Origin of the sequence: Streptomyces sp. LaBMicrA B280, from assembly GCF_049222185.1 — a bacterium.
GTDB classification, from domain to species: Bacteria; Actinomycetota; Actinomycetes; order Streptomycetales; family Streptomycetaceae; genus Streptomyces; species Streptomyces murinus.
Genome location: NZ_JBMJCT010000011.1, coordinates 438,992 through 453,750, shown reverse-complemented (window position 1 = coordinate 453,750; position 14,759 = coordinate 438,992). Strand labels below are relative to the sequence as shown.

General features: G+C 71.3%; 16 protein-coding genes and 1 pseudogene. 8 read left to right on the top strand and 9 right to left on the bottom strand.

The genetic code is table 11. The annotated features are described in order from the left end of the window. Positions 1–17: 17 nt before the first annotated feature. The 4 genes from ACLF5H_RS12375 to ACLF5H_RS12360 all read left to right on the top strand — a co-directional run bounded on the left by ACLF5H_RS12375 (position 18) and on the right by ACLF5H_RS12360 (position 2,366). Entirely contained in the window at positions 18–641 is a 624-nt protein-coding gene (locus tag ACLF5H_RS12375) for a TetR/AcrR family transcriptional regulator (RefSeq protein WP_421676102.1), read from the top strand. A gap of 147 nt (positions 642–788) precedes the next feature. Continuing rightward, the gene (locus ACLF5H_RS12370) at positions 789–1,220 is read left to right on the top strand and encodes a helix-turn-helix domain-containing protein (protein ID WP_421676101.1); all 432 of its coding nucleotides are present in this window, start codon (positions 789–791) and stop codon (positions 1,218–1,220) included. A gap of 79 nt (positions 1,221–1,299) precedes the next feature. Further along, positions 1,300–1,902, top strand: coding sequence for a hypothetical protein (locus tag ACLF5H_RS12365; protein ID WP_421676100.1), 603 nt, complete (start codon positions 1,300–1,302; stop codon positions 1,900–1,902). Between the two features lie 119 nt (positions 1,903–2,021). Continuing rightward, positions 2,022–2,366, top strand: coding sequence for a DUF2516 family protein (locus tag ACLF5H_RS12360; RefSeq protein ID WP_421676183.1), 345 nt, complete (start codon positions 2,022–2,024; stop codon positions 2,364–2,366). Between the two features lie 39 nt (positions 2,367–2,405). Here ACLF5H_RS12360 and ACLF5H_RS12355 read toward each other — a convergent pair whose 3' ends face one another. The 3 genes from ACLF5H_RS12355 to ACLF5H_RS12345 form a co-directional block, all read right to left on the bottom strand. Next, positions 2,406–3,701, bottom strand: coding sequence for a PP2C family protein-serine/threonine phosphatase (locus ACLF5H_RS12355; RefSeq protein WP_421676099.1), 1,296 nt, complete (start codon positions 3,699–3,701; stop codon positions 2,406–2,408). Positions 3,702–4,037: 336 nt separating this feature from the next. After that, positions 4,038–5,123: an NlpC/P60 family protein gene (locus tag ACLF5H_RS12350; RefSeq protein WP_421676098.1), complete on the bottom strand. Its 1,086-nt coding sequence runs from the start codon at positions 5,121–5,123 to the stop codon at positions 4,038–4,040. A gap of 214 nt (positions 5,124–5,337) precedes the next feature. After that, complete coding sequence (locus tag ACLF5H_RS12345) at positions 5,338–6,156, bottom strand: class I SAM-dependent methyltransferase (protein WP_421676097.1); 819 nt, start codon at positions 6,154–6,156, stop codon at positions 5,338–5,340. Between the two features lie 184 nt (positions 6,157–6,340). Between ACLF5H_RS12345 and mshA the strand changes: the two genes are divergently transcribed. Both mshA and ACLF5H_RS12335 read left to right on the top strand, forming a co-directional pair. After that, a complete protein-coding gene (gene mshA, locus ACLF5H_RS12340) occupies positions 6,341–7,678 on the top strand; it encodes a D-inositol-3-phosphate glycosyltransferase (RefSeq protein ID WP_421676096.1) in 1,338 nt (445 codons plus the stop codon). After that, on the top strand, positions 7,671–8,171 hold the full coding sequence (locus ACLF5H_RS12335) for a YbjN domain-containing protein (RefSeq protein WP_421676095.1): 501 nt from the start codon (positions 7,671–7,673) through the stop codon (positions 8,169–8,171). The genes mshA and ACLF5H_RS12335 overlap by 8 nt, the downstream gene beginning before the upstream one ends. Positions 8,172–8,181: 10 nt before the next feature. Here the strand turns inward: ACLF5H_RS12335 and ACLF5H_RS12330 are convergent, their stop codons facing one another. Further along, complete coding sequence (locus tag ACLF5H_RS12330) at positions 8,182–9,027, bottom strand: AraC family transcriptional regulator (protein WP_421676094.1); 846 nt, start codon at positions 9,025–9,027, stop codon at positions 8,182–8,184. Positions 9,028–9,076: 49 nt separating this feature from the next. Between ACLF5H_RS12330 and ACLF5H_RS12325 the strand changes: the two genes are divergently transcribed. Beyond that, positions 9,077–9,535: a DUF2000 family protein gene (locus tag ACLF5H_RS12325; protein ID WP_421676093.1), complete on the top strand. Its 459-nt coding sequence runs from the start codon at positions 9,077–9,079 to the stop codon at positions 9,533–9,535. 73 nt (positions 9,536–9,608) lie between these two features. Here ACLF5H_RS12325 and ACLF5H_RS12320 read toward each other — a convergent pair whose 3' ends face one another. Together ACLF5H_RS12320 and ACLF5H_RS12315 are read right to left on the bottom strand one after the other, a co-directional pair. Continuing rightward, positions 9,609–10,082, bottom strand: a complete 474-nt coding sequence (locus ACLF5H_RS12320; protein WP_421676092.1) for a carboxymuconolactone decarboxylase family protein — start codon at positions 10,080–10,082, stop codon at positions 9,609–9,611. Between the two features lie 91 nt (positions 10,083–10,173). Next, positions 10,174–11,436: an MDR family MFS transporter gene (locus ACLF5H_RS12315; protein ID WP_421676091.1), complete on the bottom strand. Its 1,263-nt coding sequence runs from the start codon at positions 11,434–11,436 to the stop codon at positions 10,174–10,176. A gap of 224 nt (positions 11,437–11,660) precedes the next feature. Here ACLF5H_RS12315 and ACLF5H_RS12310 point away from each other — a divergent pair, with 224 nt between their 5' ends. Beyond that, a complete protein-coding gene (locus ACLF5H_RS12310; RefSeq protein WP_346078239.1) occupies positions 11,661–12,422 on the top strand; it encodes a phosphoglyceromutase in 762 nt (253 codons plus the stop codon). Positions 12,423–12,508: 86 nt separating this feature from the next. Here the strand turns inward: ACLF5H_RS12310 and ACLF5H_RS12305 are convergent, their stop codons facing one another. The 3 genes and pseudogenes from ACLF5H_RS12305 to ACLF5H_RS12295 form a co-directional block, all read right to left on the bottom strand. Further along, positions 12,509–12,688 (bottom strand): hypothetical protein, encoded by a 180-nt coding sequence (locus ACLF5H_RS12305; protein WP_421676090.1) that lies wholly within the window; start codon positions 12,686–12,688, stop codon positions 12,509–12,511. A gap of 511 nt (positions 12,689–13,199) precedes the next feature. Continuing rightward, positions 13,200–14,423, bottom strand: a pseudogene (locus ACLF5H_RS12300) (tyrosine-type recombinase/integrase). Beyond that, positions 14,423–14,704, bottom strand: coding sequence for a helix-turn-helix domain-containing protein (locus ACLF5H_RS12295; protein WP_421676182.1), 282 nt, complete (start codon positions 14,702–14,704; stop codon positions 14,423–14,425). Before ACLF5H_RS12295 ends, ACLF5H_RS12300 begins: the two are co-directional and overlap by 1 nt. Positions 14,705–14,759 lie beyond the last annotated feature (55 nt).

Sequence of the window (14,759 nt, the reverse complement as noted above, 5' to 3'; positions counted from 1 at the left end):
ATAATCAAATTATGAGAATGACGAGAGCGGAGGCCAAGGAACGCAACCGCCGCGCCTTGCTGGACGCCGCGTTGCAGGTCGTCTCCCGGGACGGACACCGGGCCAGGCTTGATGAGATCGCCGAACGCGCCGACCTGACCACCGGCGCCATCTACTCACTGTTCGGGAGCAAGAACGGCCTGGTGGTCGCCCTGGTCGCCGACTACATGCGGCCGCACTACGAGGAGATCGAGCAGACGGTTCCCGCCGGACTCGATCTGCTGGACGCGGTCGACGCCTTCGCCCGGTACTACCGGCGCAGCTGTGACGCCCCGGACGCGCTGTCCGGCCTGTCCCTCCAGATCACCTTGCTGGACATGGCCCTGCATGACCCGGAGCTGGGGTCCCGGCTCGCCACGTCCGTCCGGGCGCAGGAGAACCATCTGATCGCGCTGTTCACCGGAAGGCCGCACAACGGAAGCGTCGTGACGTCGCGACAGGCACAACGCCTGACCACTGCGCTCAGGGCACTGTTCGTCGGCCTCGGCCAGGGCGTCCCGCTCGGTCTCGCCCCTGGTGCCGACGAGCAGTACTTCGCCGACGCTGCCCGCGCGCTGGCGTCGGGGATGTCCCTCATCGGTCACGACGGGGATGCCTCGTGACGGGCGGTCAGGATGAGGTCTTCAGGGGCGCGATGCCGCGTTCGTGAACCCGGCGGCTTGGGGATGGCCGGCGGTCCCGGCCACTCCCGGCGCACTATTGCAAGCGCCTGCTTGCAATTGTTAGCGGGGGTGGGGCATGGTGGAGGCATGGCATCGCTGAACGTCGGCAATCTCGGTGAGTACCTGCGCGAGCAGCGGCGGAACGCCCAGCTGTCGCTGCGGCAGCTCGCCGAGGCGGCCGGGGTGTCCAATCCGTATCTGAGCCAGATCGAGCGCGGGCTGCGCAAGCCGAGCGCGGAGGTGTTGCAGCAGGTCGCCAAGGCCCTGCGGATCTCCGCCGAGACGCTGTACGTCCGCGCCGGGATCCTCGACGCCGAGCGGGACCGGGACGAGGTGGAGACGCGCGCCGTCATCCTCGCCGATCCCTCGCTCAACGAGCGGCAGAAGCAGGTGCTGCTCCAGATCTACGAGTCCTTCCGCAAGGAGAACGGATTCGGGGTCGGCGAACCCGCGGGTGAGGACGGCATGGAGCAGGGAACAGACGACGACGATGCCGGCTCGCGGCGGACGGCCGGCTGACGCCGGACCAGGGCACCGGACGCCCACCGCGAACCACACCACCTCAGCCGAACGCGAGATCCGGGAGGACCTGATCACCATGGCCATCACCGACGACCTGCGCAAGACCCTCAGCGACCCGACTCCGCTCTACTTCGCCGCCGGTACCGCCGACCTCGCCCTCCAGCAGGCCAAGAAGGTGCCCGCACTGGTCGAGCAGCTGCGCGCCGAGGCCCCGGCCCGGATCGAGAAGGTGCGCGGCACCGACCCGAAGGCCGTCCAGGAGAAGGCCACCGCCCGGGCCAAGGAGGCCCAGGAGACCTTCCAGACCAAGGTCACCGAGCTGATCGGCGGCTTCGACGTCGACCTGAAGAAGCTCGGCGAGCAGGCCCAGGACCTCGCCCTGCGCGGCGTGGGCGTCGCCGCCGAGTACGCCGTCAAGGCCCGCGAGACCTACGAGAAGGTCGCCGAGCACGGCGAGGCGGCCGTGAAGACCTGGCGCGGCGAGGCCGCCGAGGACATCGAGGACCTGGCCATCGCCGTCGAGGGCAAGCCGGAGCCCGTCGAGGTCAAGGACGAGGCGGCCCGGCCCAAGGTCGCCACGCCCGAGGCCGCCGCGGAGAAGAAGGCCGCCGCCGCCCGGAAGTCGCCGACCGCCCGTAGGACGGCCACCACGAAGAAGCCCACCCCGCCGGCCAAGTGACCGCGCGGGCGGCGGCGGGCCGGGCATCTTTGGGGTGTCCGGCCCGTTCCGCCCGTTCTATGGGTACGGTTGCGCCGTAGGCGTAGGGACCGAGCGACGGAACAGGGGCGGTGGCGAGCATGCTGATGTTGGGCTTCGCGGGATTCATGGGGATCCTGAAGATCGTCCTCATGGCCCTGGCCGCGTTCGCGCTCGTCGACGCCGCGGTGCGGCGCGAAGACGCCTTCCGCGCGGCCGACAAGCAGAACAAGGTCTTCTGGCTGATCATCCTGGGCCTCGCCCTGGTCGCCAGCGTGATCTTCTCGGTCCTGGCCATCCTGCCGATCGCCGGTGCCGTGGCCAGCATCGTCTACCTCGTGGACGTACGCCCCGCGCTCAGGCAGGTCACGGGCGGCGGAGGCCCCGGCCGCCGCCGCGGCAGCAGCAGCGACGGTCCGTACGGGCCGTACAACGGCGGCCGCTAGCACCGCCGCCGCCGTCGGGCCGGTCCCCCCGGTACCGGCCTACGCCGTCCGGTCCAGCAGTACGACCGCCACGTCGTCCGCCAGCTCGCCCTCGTTGAGCCGGCGCACCTCCTGCACCGCGGCCCGCAGCAGCTCCTCGCCCCGCAGACCCTCGGCGAGCTGGCGGCGGATCATCTCCACCATGCCGTCCTGACCGAGCCGCTCCCCACCGGCCCCGACGCGCCCCTCGATCAGCCCGTCGGTGTAGAGCATCAGGCTCCACTCGGCGCCCAGCTCCACCTGCATCCGCGACCAGCGCGCCCCGGGCAGCATCCCGAGGGCGGGACCGTTGTTGTCGTACGGCAGCAGCCGCGCCGGTACGCCGGGGCGCACCAGCAGCGGGGCCGGATGACCGGCCAGGCACAGGCCCGCGTGGCGGCCGTCGGGCGCGATGTCCACCGTGCACAGCGTCGCGAAGATCTCCTCGTCCGGGCGCTCGTGCTCCAGCACCTCCTGGAGGGTGCCCAGCAGCTCGTCGCCGCACAGCCCCGCGAGGGTGAGCGCCCGCCAGGCGATCCGCAGCTCCACGCCGAGCGCCGCCTCGTCCGGGCCGTGCCCGCAGACATCGCCGATCATGGCGTGCACGGTGCCGTCGGGAGTGCGCACGGCGTCGTAGAAGTCGCCGCCGAGCAGCGCGCGCGAGCGGCCCGGACGGTACCGGGCCGCGAACCGCAGCGAGGAGCCGTCGAGCAGCGGCGTGGGCAGCAGCCCCCGCTCCAGGCGCCGGTTCTCCTGCGCCCGCAGCCGGCTCTCGGTGAGCCGGCGCTCCGCGGTGTCGGATCGCTTCCGCTCCACCGCGTACCGGACGGCGCGGCTGAGCAGTCGGCTGTCCAGCTCGTCCCGGACGAGGTAGTCCTGCGCGCCGACGCGCACCGCCTCCGCGCCGCGCTCGGCGTCGCCGGAGCCGGTCAGGGCCAGCACGGCGTGCCGGGGCGCGAGCTGGAGGACGTGGTGCAGCACGGCCAGCTCGTCGTCGGTGTCGCTGCCGCCCGGCGCGGGCAGCGCCAGGTCCAGCAGGATGCAGTGGACGTCGTCGGTGAGCAGCCGCTCGGCCTCGGTGAGGTTGCGGGCGGTGCGCACCCGGACCGGCTTGCCGGCCGAGTCCAGCAGTTCGGGCACGATCGGCGAGCCGACCGGGTCGTCCTCGATCAGCAGCAGGGTGAGAGTGGCGCCGCTCATGGGCGCGGCGTCGCGGTGGGCCTCTTCCTTGAGGGGGCCGCCGACGGCGCCGGCGGCCTGCGCCTGACCACTCTCCACGGCCGGGATCGCTCTCTGCCGCGGTACGGGTACGGGCATCGTCTGGGTTCCTTCCCTCCCCCCGAGGGCACGGCGGTGTCGAGGGTCTCGACCCACCGACGGGTGACCCTAGCGGGTGGGGCCACCCCGATGGAATGGTGTGAGCCGCGTCGCTCTGGCGCAGGCCACTGTCATATGCCGCTTTCCGTACCGCAGTTGGACAGCGCGCCGGGCCCCGGGGGATGACGAAGCTCACGTCCTGCCCCGGTTTGCACGGGGGTTGGCGGTGGAGTGGGTCACATGACCCGCGTCACCGGGGCAAAAGCCGTATAACGCGGCTCACGCGACGCGCCTCACATCCCCGGGCGGGGTCCCGCTCCGAGCGGCCCGGCAGGGTCACGCGTCGGGTCGTACGACCCCCAGGATCGGCATCGAACCCGCGCCCGCGACCGTCACCGAGCGCCCCGGACGCGGCGCCTGGATGATCGCGCCGTCCCCTATGTACAGGGCGACATGGCTGGCGTCGTCGAAGTAGATGACGAGGTCGCCGGGCCGCATGTCCTTGACGTCGATGTGCTTGAGCTGCTTCCACTGCTCCTGGGAGGTGCGCGGGATGGGCCGGCCGGCCGCGGCCCACGCCTGGGAGGTCAGCCCCGAGCAGTCGAAGGAGTCCGGGCCCGCCGCGCCCCATACATACGGCTTGCCGAGCTGGGCGGTGGCGAACGCCACGGCCTTCTCGCCCGCCGCGGACGCCTTGCCGTGGATCCGGTCGAGGATGCCGGTGTCCAGCCAGGCGGTCTGCGCCTTCAGCGCGGCCTTCTGCTCCAGCTGCGCGAGCCGCTCCCGCTGCTTCTCCTCCAGCGACGACTCCAGCTTCTTCGCGGCGTCGATCTGCTGCTGGATCTTCTTCTTGGCGCTCGCCTTGGCCTTGCGGTCGATGTCCAGCTTCTTCCACTGGGCGGCCGCGTCGGAGGCGTAGTCCTGCAACTGCTGCTGGGTGTCGGTCCGTTCGCCGATGAGGTGGTTGGCCGCCTGCTGGCTCTGCAGGACCAGACCGGCGCCGTCCAGGAACTGGTCCGGGTCGTCGCTGAGCAGGAACTGGGCGGTGGGCGGCACCCCTCCGGTGCGGTACTGCTCCCGGGCCGCCGCGCCCGCCTGGTCCTTGAGCTGCGCGAGCTTCTGCTGCCCGGCCACGATCTTCTTGGCCAGCGAGACGATCTCGGCGGACTGCTTCTTCGTCTTCTCCTCCGCCGCGTTGTACGCGTCGGTGGCCACGGCCGCGTCGTGGTAGAGCTTGTCCAGCTTCTCGCGGACCTGCTCAAGGTCCTTGTCCGGCACGGGTTTCGGGCTCGTGCCTGCCGCCGGTCCGGTGTCCTGCGGGGGTGCCGGCGCGGCGAGCGCCGTCCCGGGCGCCGCGAGCACGGCCACCGCGCAGACCACGGTCAGGGCGGCCGCGATCAGACCGCGCTTGCCCGTACCCATACCTACCCCCCAGCTGATTTACCGTCAGTAACTTAATGACGCCTGAGGGATCGTGCCACGACCGCGCGCAAAGCGACAGAGGTCATGAGGAAAGTCGGATTCCCCCCGTGTCCGGCCAAGACGACGATCACCTCGCCCGTCTGACGAACGGCGCGCGGAGATCGTTCCGTCGCCCGCCACCCGAAGGGGTGGTTTCAGCGGTTCCGGCCCGGAATCAGCGGCCTTGCGGAGTCAACGCCCCCCACGCCACGGTCACTTCACCCTGCCGCCAGCGGACCGGCGCGTCCGTCACCGGCCAGTCCGCGGTGAGGTCGCGCACCGTGTGCAGCCAGCGCTGCCGGGCGCCGTACGCGGCGTACGGCGCGGCCGCCGCCCAGGCGCGGTCGAAGTCGCGCAGGAAGGCGTGCACCGGCTCGCCCGGGACATTGCGGTGGATCAGCGCCTTCGGCAGCCGTTCGGCGAGGTCGGAGGGGCGGTCCAGGGAGCCGAGCCGGGTGGCGAAGGTGACGGTCCGCGGCCCCTCGGGCCCGAGCGCCACCCAGACGTGCCGCCGCCCGATCTCGTCGCACGTCCCCTCGACCAGCAGCCCCCCGCGCGAGCCGCCGCCCGCCGGGGCCAGTCGCGCGCACAGCCGCTCCCAGACGGCGGCGACCTGGTCCTCGTCGTACTGGCGCAGCACATTCGCCGCGCGGATCAGCAGCGGCCGGCCGGGCACCGGGACCTCGAAGCCGCCGTGCCGGAAGACCAGCCCCTCGCGCTCGTACGGCCGCGCCGCCGCGACCCGCGCCGGCTCGATCTCGATGCCGACGACACGGGTGCGGGGGGCGGCGGTGCGCAGCCTGCCGAGCAGTTCCACGGCGGTCCAGGGGGCGGCGCCGTACCCGAGGTCGACGGCGATCGGCTCGGCCGCGCGGCGCAGCTCGGCGCCGTGCACGGCCGCGATCCAGCGGTCCATGCGGCGCAGCCGGTTGGGGTTGGTGGTGCCGCGCGTCACGGTCCCCACGGGGCGGAGGGTGGATGCGCGGGCTGCCATGAGTACGAGGGTAAAGGGGGACGGGGGCGGGACAGGTCGGGGACCAGGTTGAGCCAAGAAGGGTAATGATTCGGCAAAGCGGCTTGTTCCGGAAATGGCCGGCCCCCCGCCCGCTGTTGCACCCCCTTGGAGGGCGCAGGCGAGCCCTCCCGTCCGGCATGCCCGCAGCAAGGAGGACCGCCACGTGAGCCAGTACGCCAGCAGGCTCGGGCGCCGCTCCCCGTCCGCCGCGCCCCGGCTACGGCTGCTCCGCAGGCCCCGCAGGGTCGCGATGCTCTCCGTGCACACCTCACCCCTGCACCAGCCCGGCACCGGCGACGCGGGCGGCATGAACGTCTACATCGTGGAGCTGGCCCAGCGGCTCGCCGCGCTCGGCATCGAGGTGGAGGTCTTCACCCGGGCCACCGCGGGCGATCTGCCGCCCACCGTCCAGCTCGCCCCCGGAGTCCTGGTCCGGCACGTCGACGCGGGCCCCTACGAGGGCCTCGCCAAGGAGGAGCTGCCCGCCCAGCTGTGCGCCTTCACGCACGGCGTGATGCAGGCGTGGGCCGGGCACCGCCCCGGCTACTACGACCTGGTCCACTCCCACTACTGGCTCTCCGGCCATGTCGGCTGGCTCGCCGCCCAGCGCTGGGGCGTCCCCCTGGTGCACGCCATGCACACCATGGCCAAGGTCAAGAACGCCAACCTGGCCGCCGGTGACCGCCCCGAGCCCGCCGCCCGGGTCATCGGCGAGACCCAGATCGTCGCCGCCGCCGACCGGCTGATCGCCAACACCGACGACGAGGCCGGCGAACTGGTCCGGCACTACGACGCCGACCCCGGCGCGGTCGCCGTCGTCCACCCCGGCGTCAACCTGGAGCGCTTCCGCCCCGCCGACGGCCGGGCCGCCGCCCGCGCCCGCCTCGGCCTGCCGAAGGACGCCCTGATCCCCCTCTTCGCGGGCCGCATACAGCCCCTGAAGGCCCCGGACGTGCTGCTGCGCGCGGTCGCCGTCCTCCTCGACGAACGCCCCGAGCTGCGCTCCAGGATCCTGGTGCCCGTCGTCGGCGGCCCCAGCGGCAGCGGCCTCGCCAAGCCCGAGGGCCTCCAGAAGCTGGCCGCCCGGCTCGGCATCGCGGATGTCGTACGGTTCCGCCCGCCGGTCGGCCAGGAGCAGCTCGCGGACTGGTTCCGGGCCGCGTCCGTGCTGGTCATGCCGTCCTACAGCGAGTCCTTCGGGCTGGTCGCCATCGAGGCGCAGGCGGCCGGCACCCCGGTGCTCGCCGCCTCGGTCGGCGGACTGCCGGTGGCGGTGCGCGACGGCGAGACCGGCTTCCTGGTCGAGGGCCATGAACCGGCCGACTACGCGCGCGTCCTCGCCCGGTTCGCCGACGAGCAGGCCCTCACCTCACGCATGGGCGACGCCGCCGCCCGGCACGCCCGGTCCTTCGGCTGGGACGCGGCGGCCGCGGCGACCGCGGACGTCTACACGGCCGCGACCCAGTCGTACCGCCGTCGCGTACGCTCCCACCATGGGTGATGTCGAGAAGGCGGGACAGGTCCTGGCGGCTGCCCTCCAGGACGCCGAACTGGAGTGGGAGAACCCCGAGCGGGGGACCTACGTGGTCAAGCTGCCCGGCACCCACAAGCTGTCCACGACCGTCTCCTTCCTCGTCGGCCGGCACTCCCTCTCCCTCAACGCCTTCGTCGTGCGCCACCCCGACGAGAACGAGGCGGGCGTCCACCGCTGGCTCCTGGAGCGCAACCTCAAGCTGTACGGCGTGAGTTACGCCATCGACCGCCTCGGCGACGTCTACGTCACCGCGCGCCTCCCGCTCGCCTCCGTCACCCCCGACGAGATCGACCGCCTCCTCGGCCAGGTCCTGGAGGCGGCCGACGGCGCCTTCAACTCCCTGCTGGAGCTGGGCTTCGCGACCTCCATCCGCAAGGAGTACGCCTGGCGCGTCTCCCGCGGCGAGTCCACCCGCAACCTGGACGCCTTCCAGCATCTGATCGAGCGCCCGGCCGAGTGAGCCGTGCGGGCTACGGCGCCCGGCGCGCCCCGCTCCGATAGCGGCCGGGCGGCACCCCGACCAACTTCCGGAAGTGGCGGGTGAGATGGGCCTGGTCGTAGAACCCGGTCAGGACCGCCACCTCGCCCGGCGGCAGCCCGTCCAGCAGCAGCCCACGGGCCCGCCCGACCCGGCGTGACATCACATACTGGTGCGGGGCGATGCCGTACGCACCGCTGAACGCCCGTACGAGATGGGCGGGATGGGCGCCCAGCAGCCCGGCCGCCTCCGCGAGCGAGACACCGTCGGTGAGCCGGGAGTCCAGCAACTCCCTCAACTGCCGGGCGAGTTGCGGATGATCCCGGCGCGGACTCGGCGGCTCGCCGCGCCGTCGCAGATGCTCCCGCAGCCGCTCCCCGACGAGGGTCAGCCTGCTCTCCGCCTCCAGTTCGTCGCCGCGCCGGGCGAGGGCCGCGTGCAGCTGTCCGACCCGCAGCCGCAGCACGGGGTCGCGCAGATCGGGCCCGTCGACGGCCGCCCCGATCAGCTCCTCGCCGAGCCGGCTGCTGTCGAGGTAGACGACCCGCTTGCGGAAGCCGCCGGGGGTCGCGGGAGAGCCGTTGTGCGGCACATGCGGGGGCAGCAGGCTGACCGTGTCGAGCGGGGTGCCGTGCGCGTGCCGGCCGAGGTCGTAGCGGACCGCGCCGTCGTCCACGATGAGCAGCGTCCAGGCGTCATGGACATGCATCGGGTAGGCGTACTCGGTGAAATGGGCGTGGAAGACCTCGGTGACGCCCGGCACCCGGGGTCGCCACGCGCTCACTTCCTCGCCCGGGGCTCCGCGCGCGGACCCGTTCGCCGCCCTGCTCACGGCCATGCAAACAACGTACAAGACGCCGCCGGGCCGGGATCGGCAGTCTCGCCCCATGAACACCTCGACCTCCGCCCCGGCCCCCTTCGAGCCCGCCGAACCCATTCGCTTCGACACCAGGATCGCCGTGCTGCTGCGCGCGGATCTGGCCCCCTGGCAGCGGCTGAACGTCACCGCGTTCCTGGTCAGCGGCCTCGGCGCGACGCTGCCCGAGGTGATCGGGGAGCCCTACGAGGACGCGGACGGCACCCGGTACCTGCCCATGTTCCGGCAGCCGGTGCTGGTCTTCGAGGGCGAGAAGGAGACCCTGCGCGCGGCCCACGGGCGGGCGCTCGGCCGGGCCCTGCCCTGCGCGGTGTTCACCGCGGACCTGTTCGCCACCGGCAACGACCGCGACAACCGCGCGGCGGTGCGCGCCGTACCGACGGCCGATCTGGATCTGGTCGGGCTCGCGGTGTACGGGCCGCGGGGCGGGGTGGACAAGGTGCTGAAGGGGGCGCGCATGCATCCCTGACGCGCGCCCCCCCTCAGCGGGTGCGGCCGGACCCCCGTACCGGCCGCCTCCTGTCCGCCATGGTCCGCCGCGGTCAGTCGAACATGCCGGGCTGGTAGTCGCCCGCGGGCTGCCGGACGATGACGTTCACACGGTTGTACAGGTTGATGACCGCGATCAGGCCCACGAGGGCGGTGAGCTGCTCCTCGTCGTAGTGCCGGGCGGCCTCCGCCCAGGCCTCGTCGGTGACCCCGCCGGCCGCGTCCGCGATCCGGGTGCCCTGCTCGGTGAGCTCCAGCGCGGCGCGCTCGGCCTCCGTGAACACCGTGGCCTCGCGCCAGGCGGCGACCAGGTGCAGCCGCTGTGTGCTCTCCCCGGCGGCCTCGGCGTCCTTGCTGTGCATGTCGGTGCAGAACCCGCAGCCGTTGATCTGGCTGGCCCGGAGCTTCACCAGCTCCTGCGTCGCGGCCGGGAGGGTGGAGTCCGACAGGGCCTTCCCCGCCGAGTTGACGTACTTGAGGAACCTGCCGGCGACAGGGTTGGTCATCAGGTTCAGACGGGCGTCCATGGTGATGCGCTCCTGTGTGGGTCGTACCGCTGGCTACACCTCATGGACGGAGCGGACGCGGGCAATGTGACAGGGTTGAGTGTGACCCCGGTCACACAACCGGAGCGGGCTCCGGAGCGGTGTCACCGGCGGCGGCCACGGGGCTGTCCGCGCCCTTGCCGACCTCCGGTCCGCGCATCAGCAGCGCGTATCCGAGCCCCGCGACCATCCCCAGGACGGCGCAGCCGCCCCACAGCCACTTCGCCCCGAACCGGTCGATGACCTGCCCCGACATCAGCGGCGCGACCAGGGCGGCGACGGACCAGGACAGGGTGTACATGCCCTGGTAGCGGCCGCGGCCGTGGACGGGGGAGAGGCGGACGACGAGACCGGTCTGGGTCGGCGCGTTGACGATCTCGGCGAGGGTCCACACGCAGACGGTGGCCATGAAGACGCCGACGGACCCGGCGAACGCGGTGAGCCCGAAGCCGTACCCGGCGAGGACCGAGGAGACGACGAGCAGGGTGCGCGGGTCGCGGTGCTCGATGAACCGGGTGACGGGAATCTGGAGGGCCACGATCAGGACGCCGTTGACGGCGATGGCGAGGCCGTAGTCGGCGGGCGTGAACCCGGCGCGGCCCATGGCGACCGGCAGCGCGACCGAGCCCTGCTGGAAGATCAGGGCGACGAGGAAGGACAGGCCGACGACGGCCATGTAGCGCCCGTCGCGCAGTACGGTGTCGAGGCCGATCTGGGGCTCGTCCTTGTGGACCGGGGCGGCGGGCCGCGACTCGGGCACCTTCAGGAAGACGACGAGCGCGCAGACGGCCGTCATACCGGCCTCGATCAGGAACCCGGCGAGATAGCTGAACTCGGCGATGAACCCGGCGGCCGCGGCGGAGACGGCGAACCCGAGGTTGATGGCCCAGTAGTTGAGCGAGAAGGCCCGCACCCGGTCCTCGGGCCGCACGATGTCGGCCATCATCGCCTGCACGGCCGGGCGTGAGGCGTTGGACGCCATGCCGACGAGGAAGGCGACACCGGCGATGGCGACCGGGTCGGTCATGAACCCGAGCAGCGCGACGAAGACGGCGGTGCCGGACTGGGCGACGAGCAGCGTGGGCCGCCGCCCGATGCGGTCGGCCATCACCCCGCCCACCAGGGCGGAGACGACCCCGCCCAGCCCGAGCAGGGCGGCGACGAGCCCGGCGTACGAGGCGGAGTAGCCGCGGTCGAGGGTGAGGTAGAGGGCCAGGAAGGTGGCCACGAAGGCGCCGAGCCGGTTGACGAGGGTGCTGGTCCACAGCCACCAGAACTCACGGGGGAGCCCGGACACGGCTTCCCGGGCGGCGCGGCCGAGACGGGCGGCGGGCATGAGGGGACCCCCTGGAGCGGTAAGTGGCTGATACCAAGGCCGGTGAGGCCGGTAAGTGGCTGATGGCGCTCGCACAACTTACTAACGGGGTCTGACATCGCCCAACGGATTTACCGGCGGCCGAGCGAGCGCGCCCCCTCCCCGCCCCCTCCCGGTCCCGCTCCCCATCCCGCCCACCGGTCGCCCGCGTCGGCGCCCGGGGGCCGTGGATTACGCTCTGAGGCATGGCCGACGCACCGTACAAGCTGATCCTCCTCCGCCACGGCGAGAGCGAGTGGAACGCGAAGAACCTGTTCACCGGCTGGGTGGACGTCAACCTGAACGAGAAGGGCGAGAAGGAGGCAGTCCGCGGTGGCGAGCTCCTGAAGGACGCCGACCTGCTGCCCGACGTGGTCCACACGTCCCTCCAGAAGCGCGCGATCCGCACCGCCCAGCTGGCCCTCGAGGCCGCGGACCGCCACTGGGTCCCGGTCCACCGCAGCTGGCGCCTGAACGAGCGCCACTACGGCGCCCTCCAGGGCAAGGACAAGGCCGCCACGCTGGCCGAGTTCGGCGAGGAGCAGTTCATGCTCTGGCGCCGCTCGTACGACACCCCGCCGCCGCCGCTGCCGGACGACTCGGAGTTCTCCCAGTTCGACGACGCGCGCTACGCGACCCTCCCGCCGGAGCTGCGCCCCCGGACCGAGTGCCTGAAGGACGTCGTCGTCCGGATGCTCCCCTACTGGTACGACGCGATCGTCCCGGACCTCCTGACCGGCCGCACGGTCCTCGTCGCCGCCCACGGCAACTCCCTGCGCGCCCTGGTCAAGCACCTGGACGGCATCTCCGACGCCGACATCGCGGGCCTGAACATCCCCACGGGCATCCCCCTCGCCTACGACCTCGACTCCGACTTCAAGCCCCTCACCCCGGGCGGCAAGTACCTCGACCCGGCCGCGGCCGCGGCGGCGATCGAGGCGGTCAAGAACCAGGGGAAGAAGAAGTAAGCGCCTACGAACAGGCCCCCTACCTGCGGGTTTTCCGCCAGTAGGGGGCTTCTTGATGGGCCTGGGCCGCCGCTGGGCCGTCGAAGCTAAACGAGGCGGACGGTCATACGGACGGACACGATGAAGGCCATCGTCAGCACGAGGGCAGGGTGAACCCCAGACCACAGACCGAGTGCGGCCTCGCTCCCGCCGATCAGCCCGAACGGCAGTGGCCGTGGGGTGAGCTCGATGCGCAGGCTGCTTCGTGGCACGATGGACTTCTCCACGCGGTTCATAGTTTCTCCGTTGGTAGGGGTGTCGAATGTGCCCATGGAGAGGAGAGGCCGCCCATGCCCGGGCGGCCTTTCCGTTATTCGGGACAGTCAGGACCCTACTCCGCTTCCCAGGTAATTCCAAAAGCCAAGCTCAGGTGCTATATCTACCCTATTAGCCGCCGAGGCCTATCGGGTACCCCCAGGGCTCTAATGCAGGCGACTGCTCGCCAGCGCGTCTCTCGGATGGCCCGTCAGGGAAGTGTCACCCCTTGATGTCCTGCTGAGACTGCCCGAGAGGTCAGATCGATTGAGAGGCGATGCGGCCTCAAACATTGCTTCATGATTCGCGCGGAGAGCATTTGGGATTGTCAAACGTGAATTGAAGCGGATTTGGAAGGCGTGATTTGAGGGCGTAATCACGATGCATGATTTGGAATCGCGTAATGTGAATCGCATAGCGTCCATCTTCGGTGAACGAATCTGCTGCAACAATCTGCGGGCGAAGCAAGCGGAAAGTTTGCGCCTACGAAGCACCGAAGACGGCAGCGACCGCCTTGCGTGTGCGCTCCTGGCTGGAAGGCATCAGATGCGCGTACACGCGCAGCGTCAGACCCGGGTCCGAGTGGCCGAGGTACTCGGCGAGGGCCTTGATGTTCTCTCCAGCGTCCAGGAGCACCGAGGCGTAGAAGTGACGGAGTGCGTGCATGCCGTTCTCGCGGGACTCGGCGTACGGCTCGCCAGGCTCCCGCTCAGGGATCACCCCGGCCGAGGCAAGCGCCCGCTTCCACGCCTCCTCGTTGAGCGATGTCCGCCAGACGTGACCACCGCGCGGCCCGGTGAAGATCAGCCGCTTGGTCACCGGAGGCCCGCCCGCCACCTTCCACGGCAAGTTGATGTCGACCGGCGGGAACCGCTTCATGTGGGCGCAGAGGGCGTCAGCGACTGGACCGAAGAGCGGTACGTCCCGGAGCCTGCCCCCCTTCGGCGGGGCAAAGACTGGCTTGCTGCGGCTCAGCTTGAGCTGCTGGACCACGTGGAGGGTGTCCGACTCGAAGTCGATCGCGTCGACGGCCACGCCCAGGATCTCGCCCTGTCGAAGTCCGCAGCCGTCGCCCAGGTCAACCATGGCTTGGTAGCGCTCGGGCATGCCGGCCCGGACGGCGAAGTCCCGTTCCGGCGTCCAGGGCACGACGCGCTTGTTGTCCACAGCCGGTGGACGGACCGAGCGAGGGGCGCACGGATTCCGGGGAAGGTGCCCGTCGTCCACGGCCGCGCTCAGGGCGGCACGCACGTTGGAGTAGATCGTCCGGGCATACGAGCCACGGACACCGTTCTCCTGGAGCTGCCGCACCCAGTCGCGGATGTGGGCGGGCTGGAAGGAGCCGAGCGGACGCGATCCCAGGTAGGGGTAGGCGTGTAACCGGAGCTGCGATTCCATCGAAGCCTGCGTGTTCGGGTCCGGAGCGTGGGTCACCCACTTCTCGGCGTACTGCTGGAAGGTGATCCGGGCCGCGCGGGGGTCGATGTACTACCCCCGTGCCATCTCCGCCTCGGTCTGCGAGAGCCACTGTTCGGCAAGCCGCTTCTGACGGTCGGGGAAGCTCTTGGACTTCTCGGTGCCGTCTGGGCCCACGTAGCGGGCGCGGTAGCGCATGCCCGTGCCGTAGCGCTCAGTCTTGACCTTGCGAGTCCTGCCGTCCGGCCCCTTCTCTTCCTTGTACCAGCGGTCCTGGATGTGTCCGGCCATCAGGCAGCGGCCCCCTTGATCTGGGACTCCACCCAGGCGCGTACGTCGTCCGGATTGAACCGCAGGTGCCGGCCGACCCGGAAGCCCCAAGGACCGGTGCGCTTATGGCGCCATTGATAGACCGTCTCGACACTGGGCAGCTCGAACATCTCCACCAGGTCGTCAGGAGTTGGGCGCGGCCGTCGATGACCGGGTCGTCGACGCGGACACTGGCAGCGACGCCTCCGATGGCGTCGGCGAGCAGTTCGACGGAAGCCAAGGCCAGGCCCGTCGCGGCGGATCACGCCGTGAAAGTGCCATCGCTCACCGAGGGTCGTGCATAGCAGCGCCTAGCGC

Excerpts from the sequence above, each read along its gene's own strand:
- ACLF5H_RS12320 (WP_421676092.1), bottom strand. The coding sequence starts at position 10,082 with ATGGACGCCCGTCTGAACCTGATGACCAACCCTGTCGCCGGCAGGTTC.
- ACLF5H_RS12365 (WP_421676100.1), top strand. The coding sequence starts at position 1,300 with ATGGCCATCACCGACGACCTGCGCAAGACCCTCAGCGACCCGACTCCG.
- ACLF5H_RS12310 (WP_346078239.1), top strand. The coding sequence starts at position 11,661 with ATGGCCGACGCACCGTACAAGCTGATCCTCCTCCGCCACGGCGAGAGC.
- ACLF5H_RS12335 (WP_421676095.1), top strand. The coding sequence starts at position 7,671 with ATGGGTGATGTCGAGAAGGCGGGACAGGTCCTGGCGGCTGCCCTCCAG.
- ACLF5H_RS12325 (WP_421676093.1), top strand. The coding sequence starts at position 9,077 with ATGAACACCTCGACCTCCGCCCCGGCCCCCTTCGAGCCCGCCGAACCC.
- ACLF5H_RS12330 (WP_421676094.1), bottom strand. The coding sequence starts at position 9,027 with ATGGCCGTGAGCAGGGCGGCGAACGGGTCCGCGCGCGGAGCCCCGGGC.
- ACLF5H_RS12375 (WP_421676102.1), top strand. The coding sequence starts at position 18 with ATGACGAGAGCGGAGGCCAAGGAACGCAACCGCCGCGCCTTGCTGGAC.
- ACLF5H_RS12345 (WP_421676097.1), bottom strand. The coding sequence starts at position 6,156 with ATGGCAGCCCGCGCATCCACCCTCCGCCCCGTGGGGACCGTGACGCGC.
- ACLF5H_RS12350 (WP_421676098.1), bottom strand. The coding sequence starts at position 5,123 with ATGGGTACGGGCAAGCGCGGTCTGATCGCGGCCGCCCTGACCGTGGTC.
- ACLF5H_RS12370 (WP_421676101.1), top strand. The coding sequence starts at position 789 with ATGGCATCGCTGAACGTCGGCAATCTCGGTGAGTACCTGCGCGAGCAG.
- ACLF5H_RS12360 (WP_421676183.1), top strand. The coding sequence starts at position 2,022 with ATGCTGATGTTGGGCTTCGCGGGATTCATGGGGATCCTGAAGATCGTC.
- ACLF5H_RS12355 (WP_421676099.1), bottom strand. The coding sequence starts at position 3,701 with ATGCCCGTACCCGTACCGCGGCAGAGAGCGATCCCGGCCGTGGAGAGT.
- ACLF5H_RS12315 (WP_421676091.1), bottom strand. The coding sequence starts at position 11,436 with ATGCCCGCCGCCCGTCTCGGCCGCGCCGCCCGGGAAGCCGTGTCCGGG.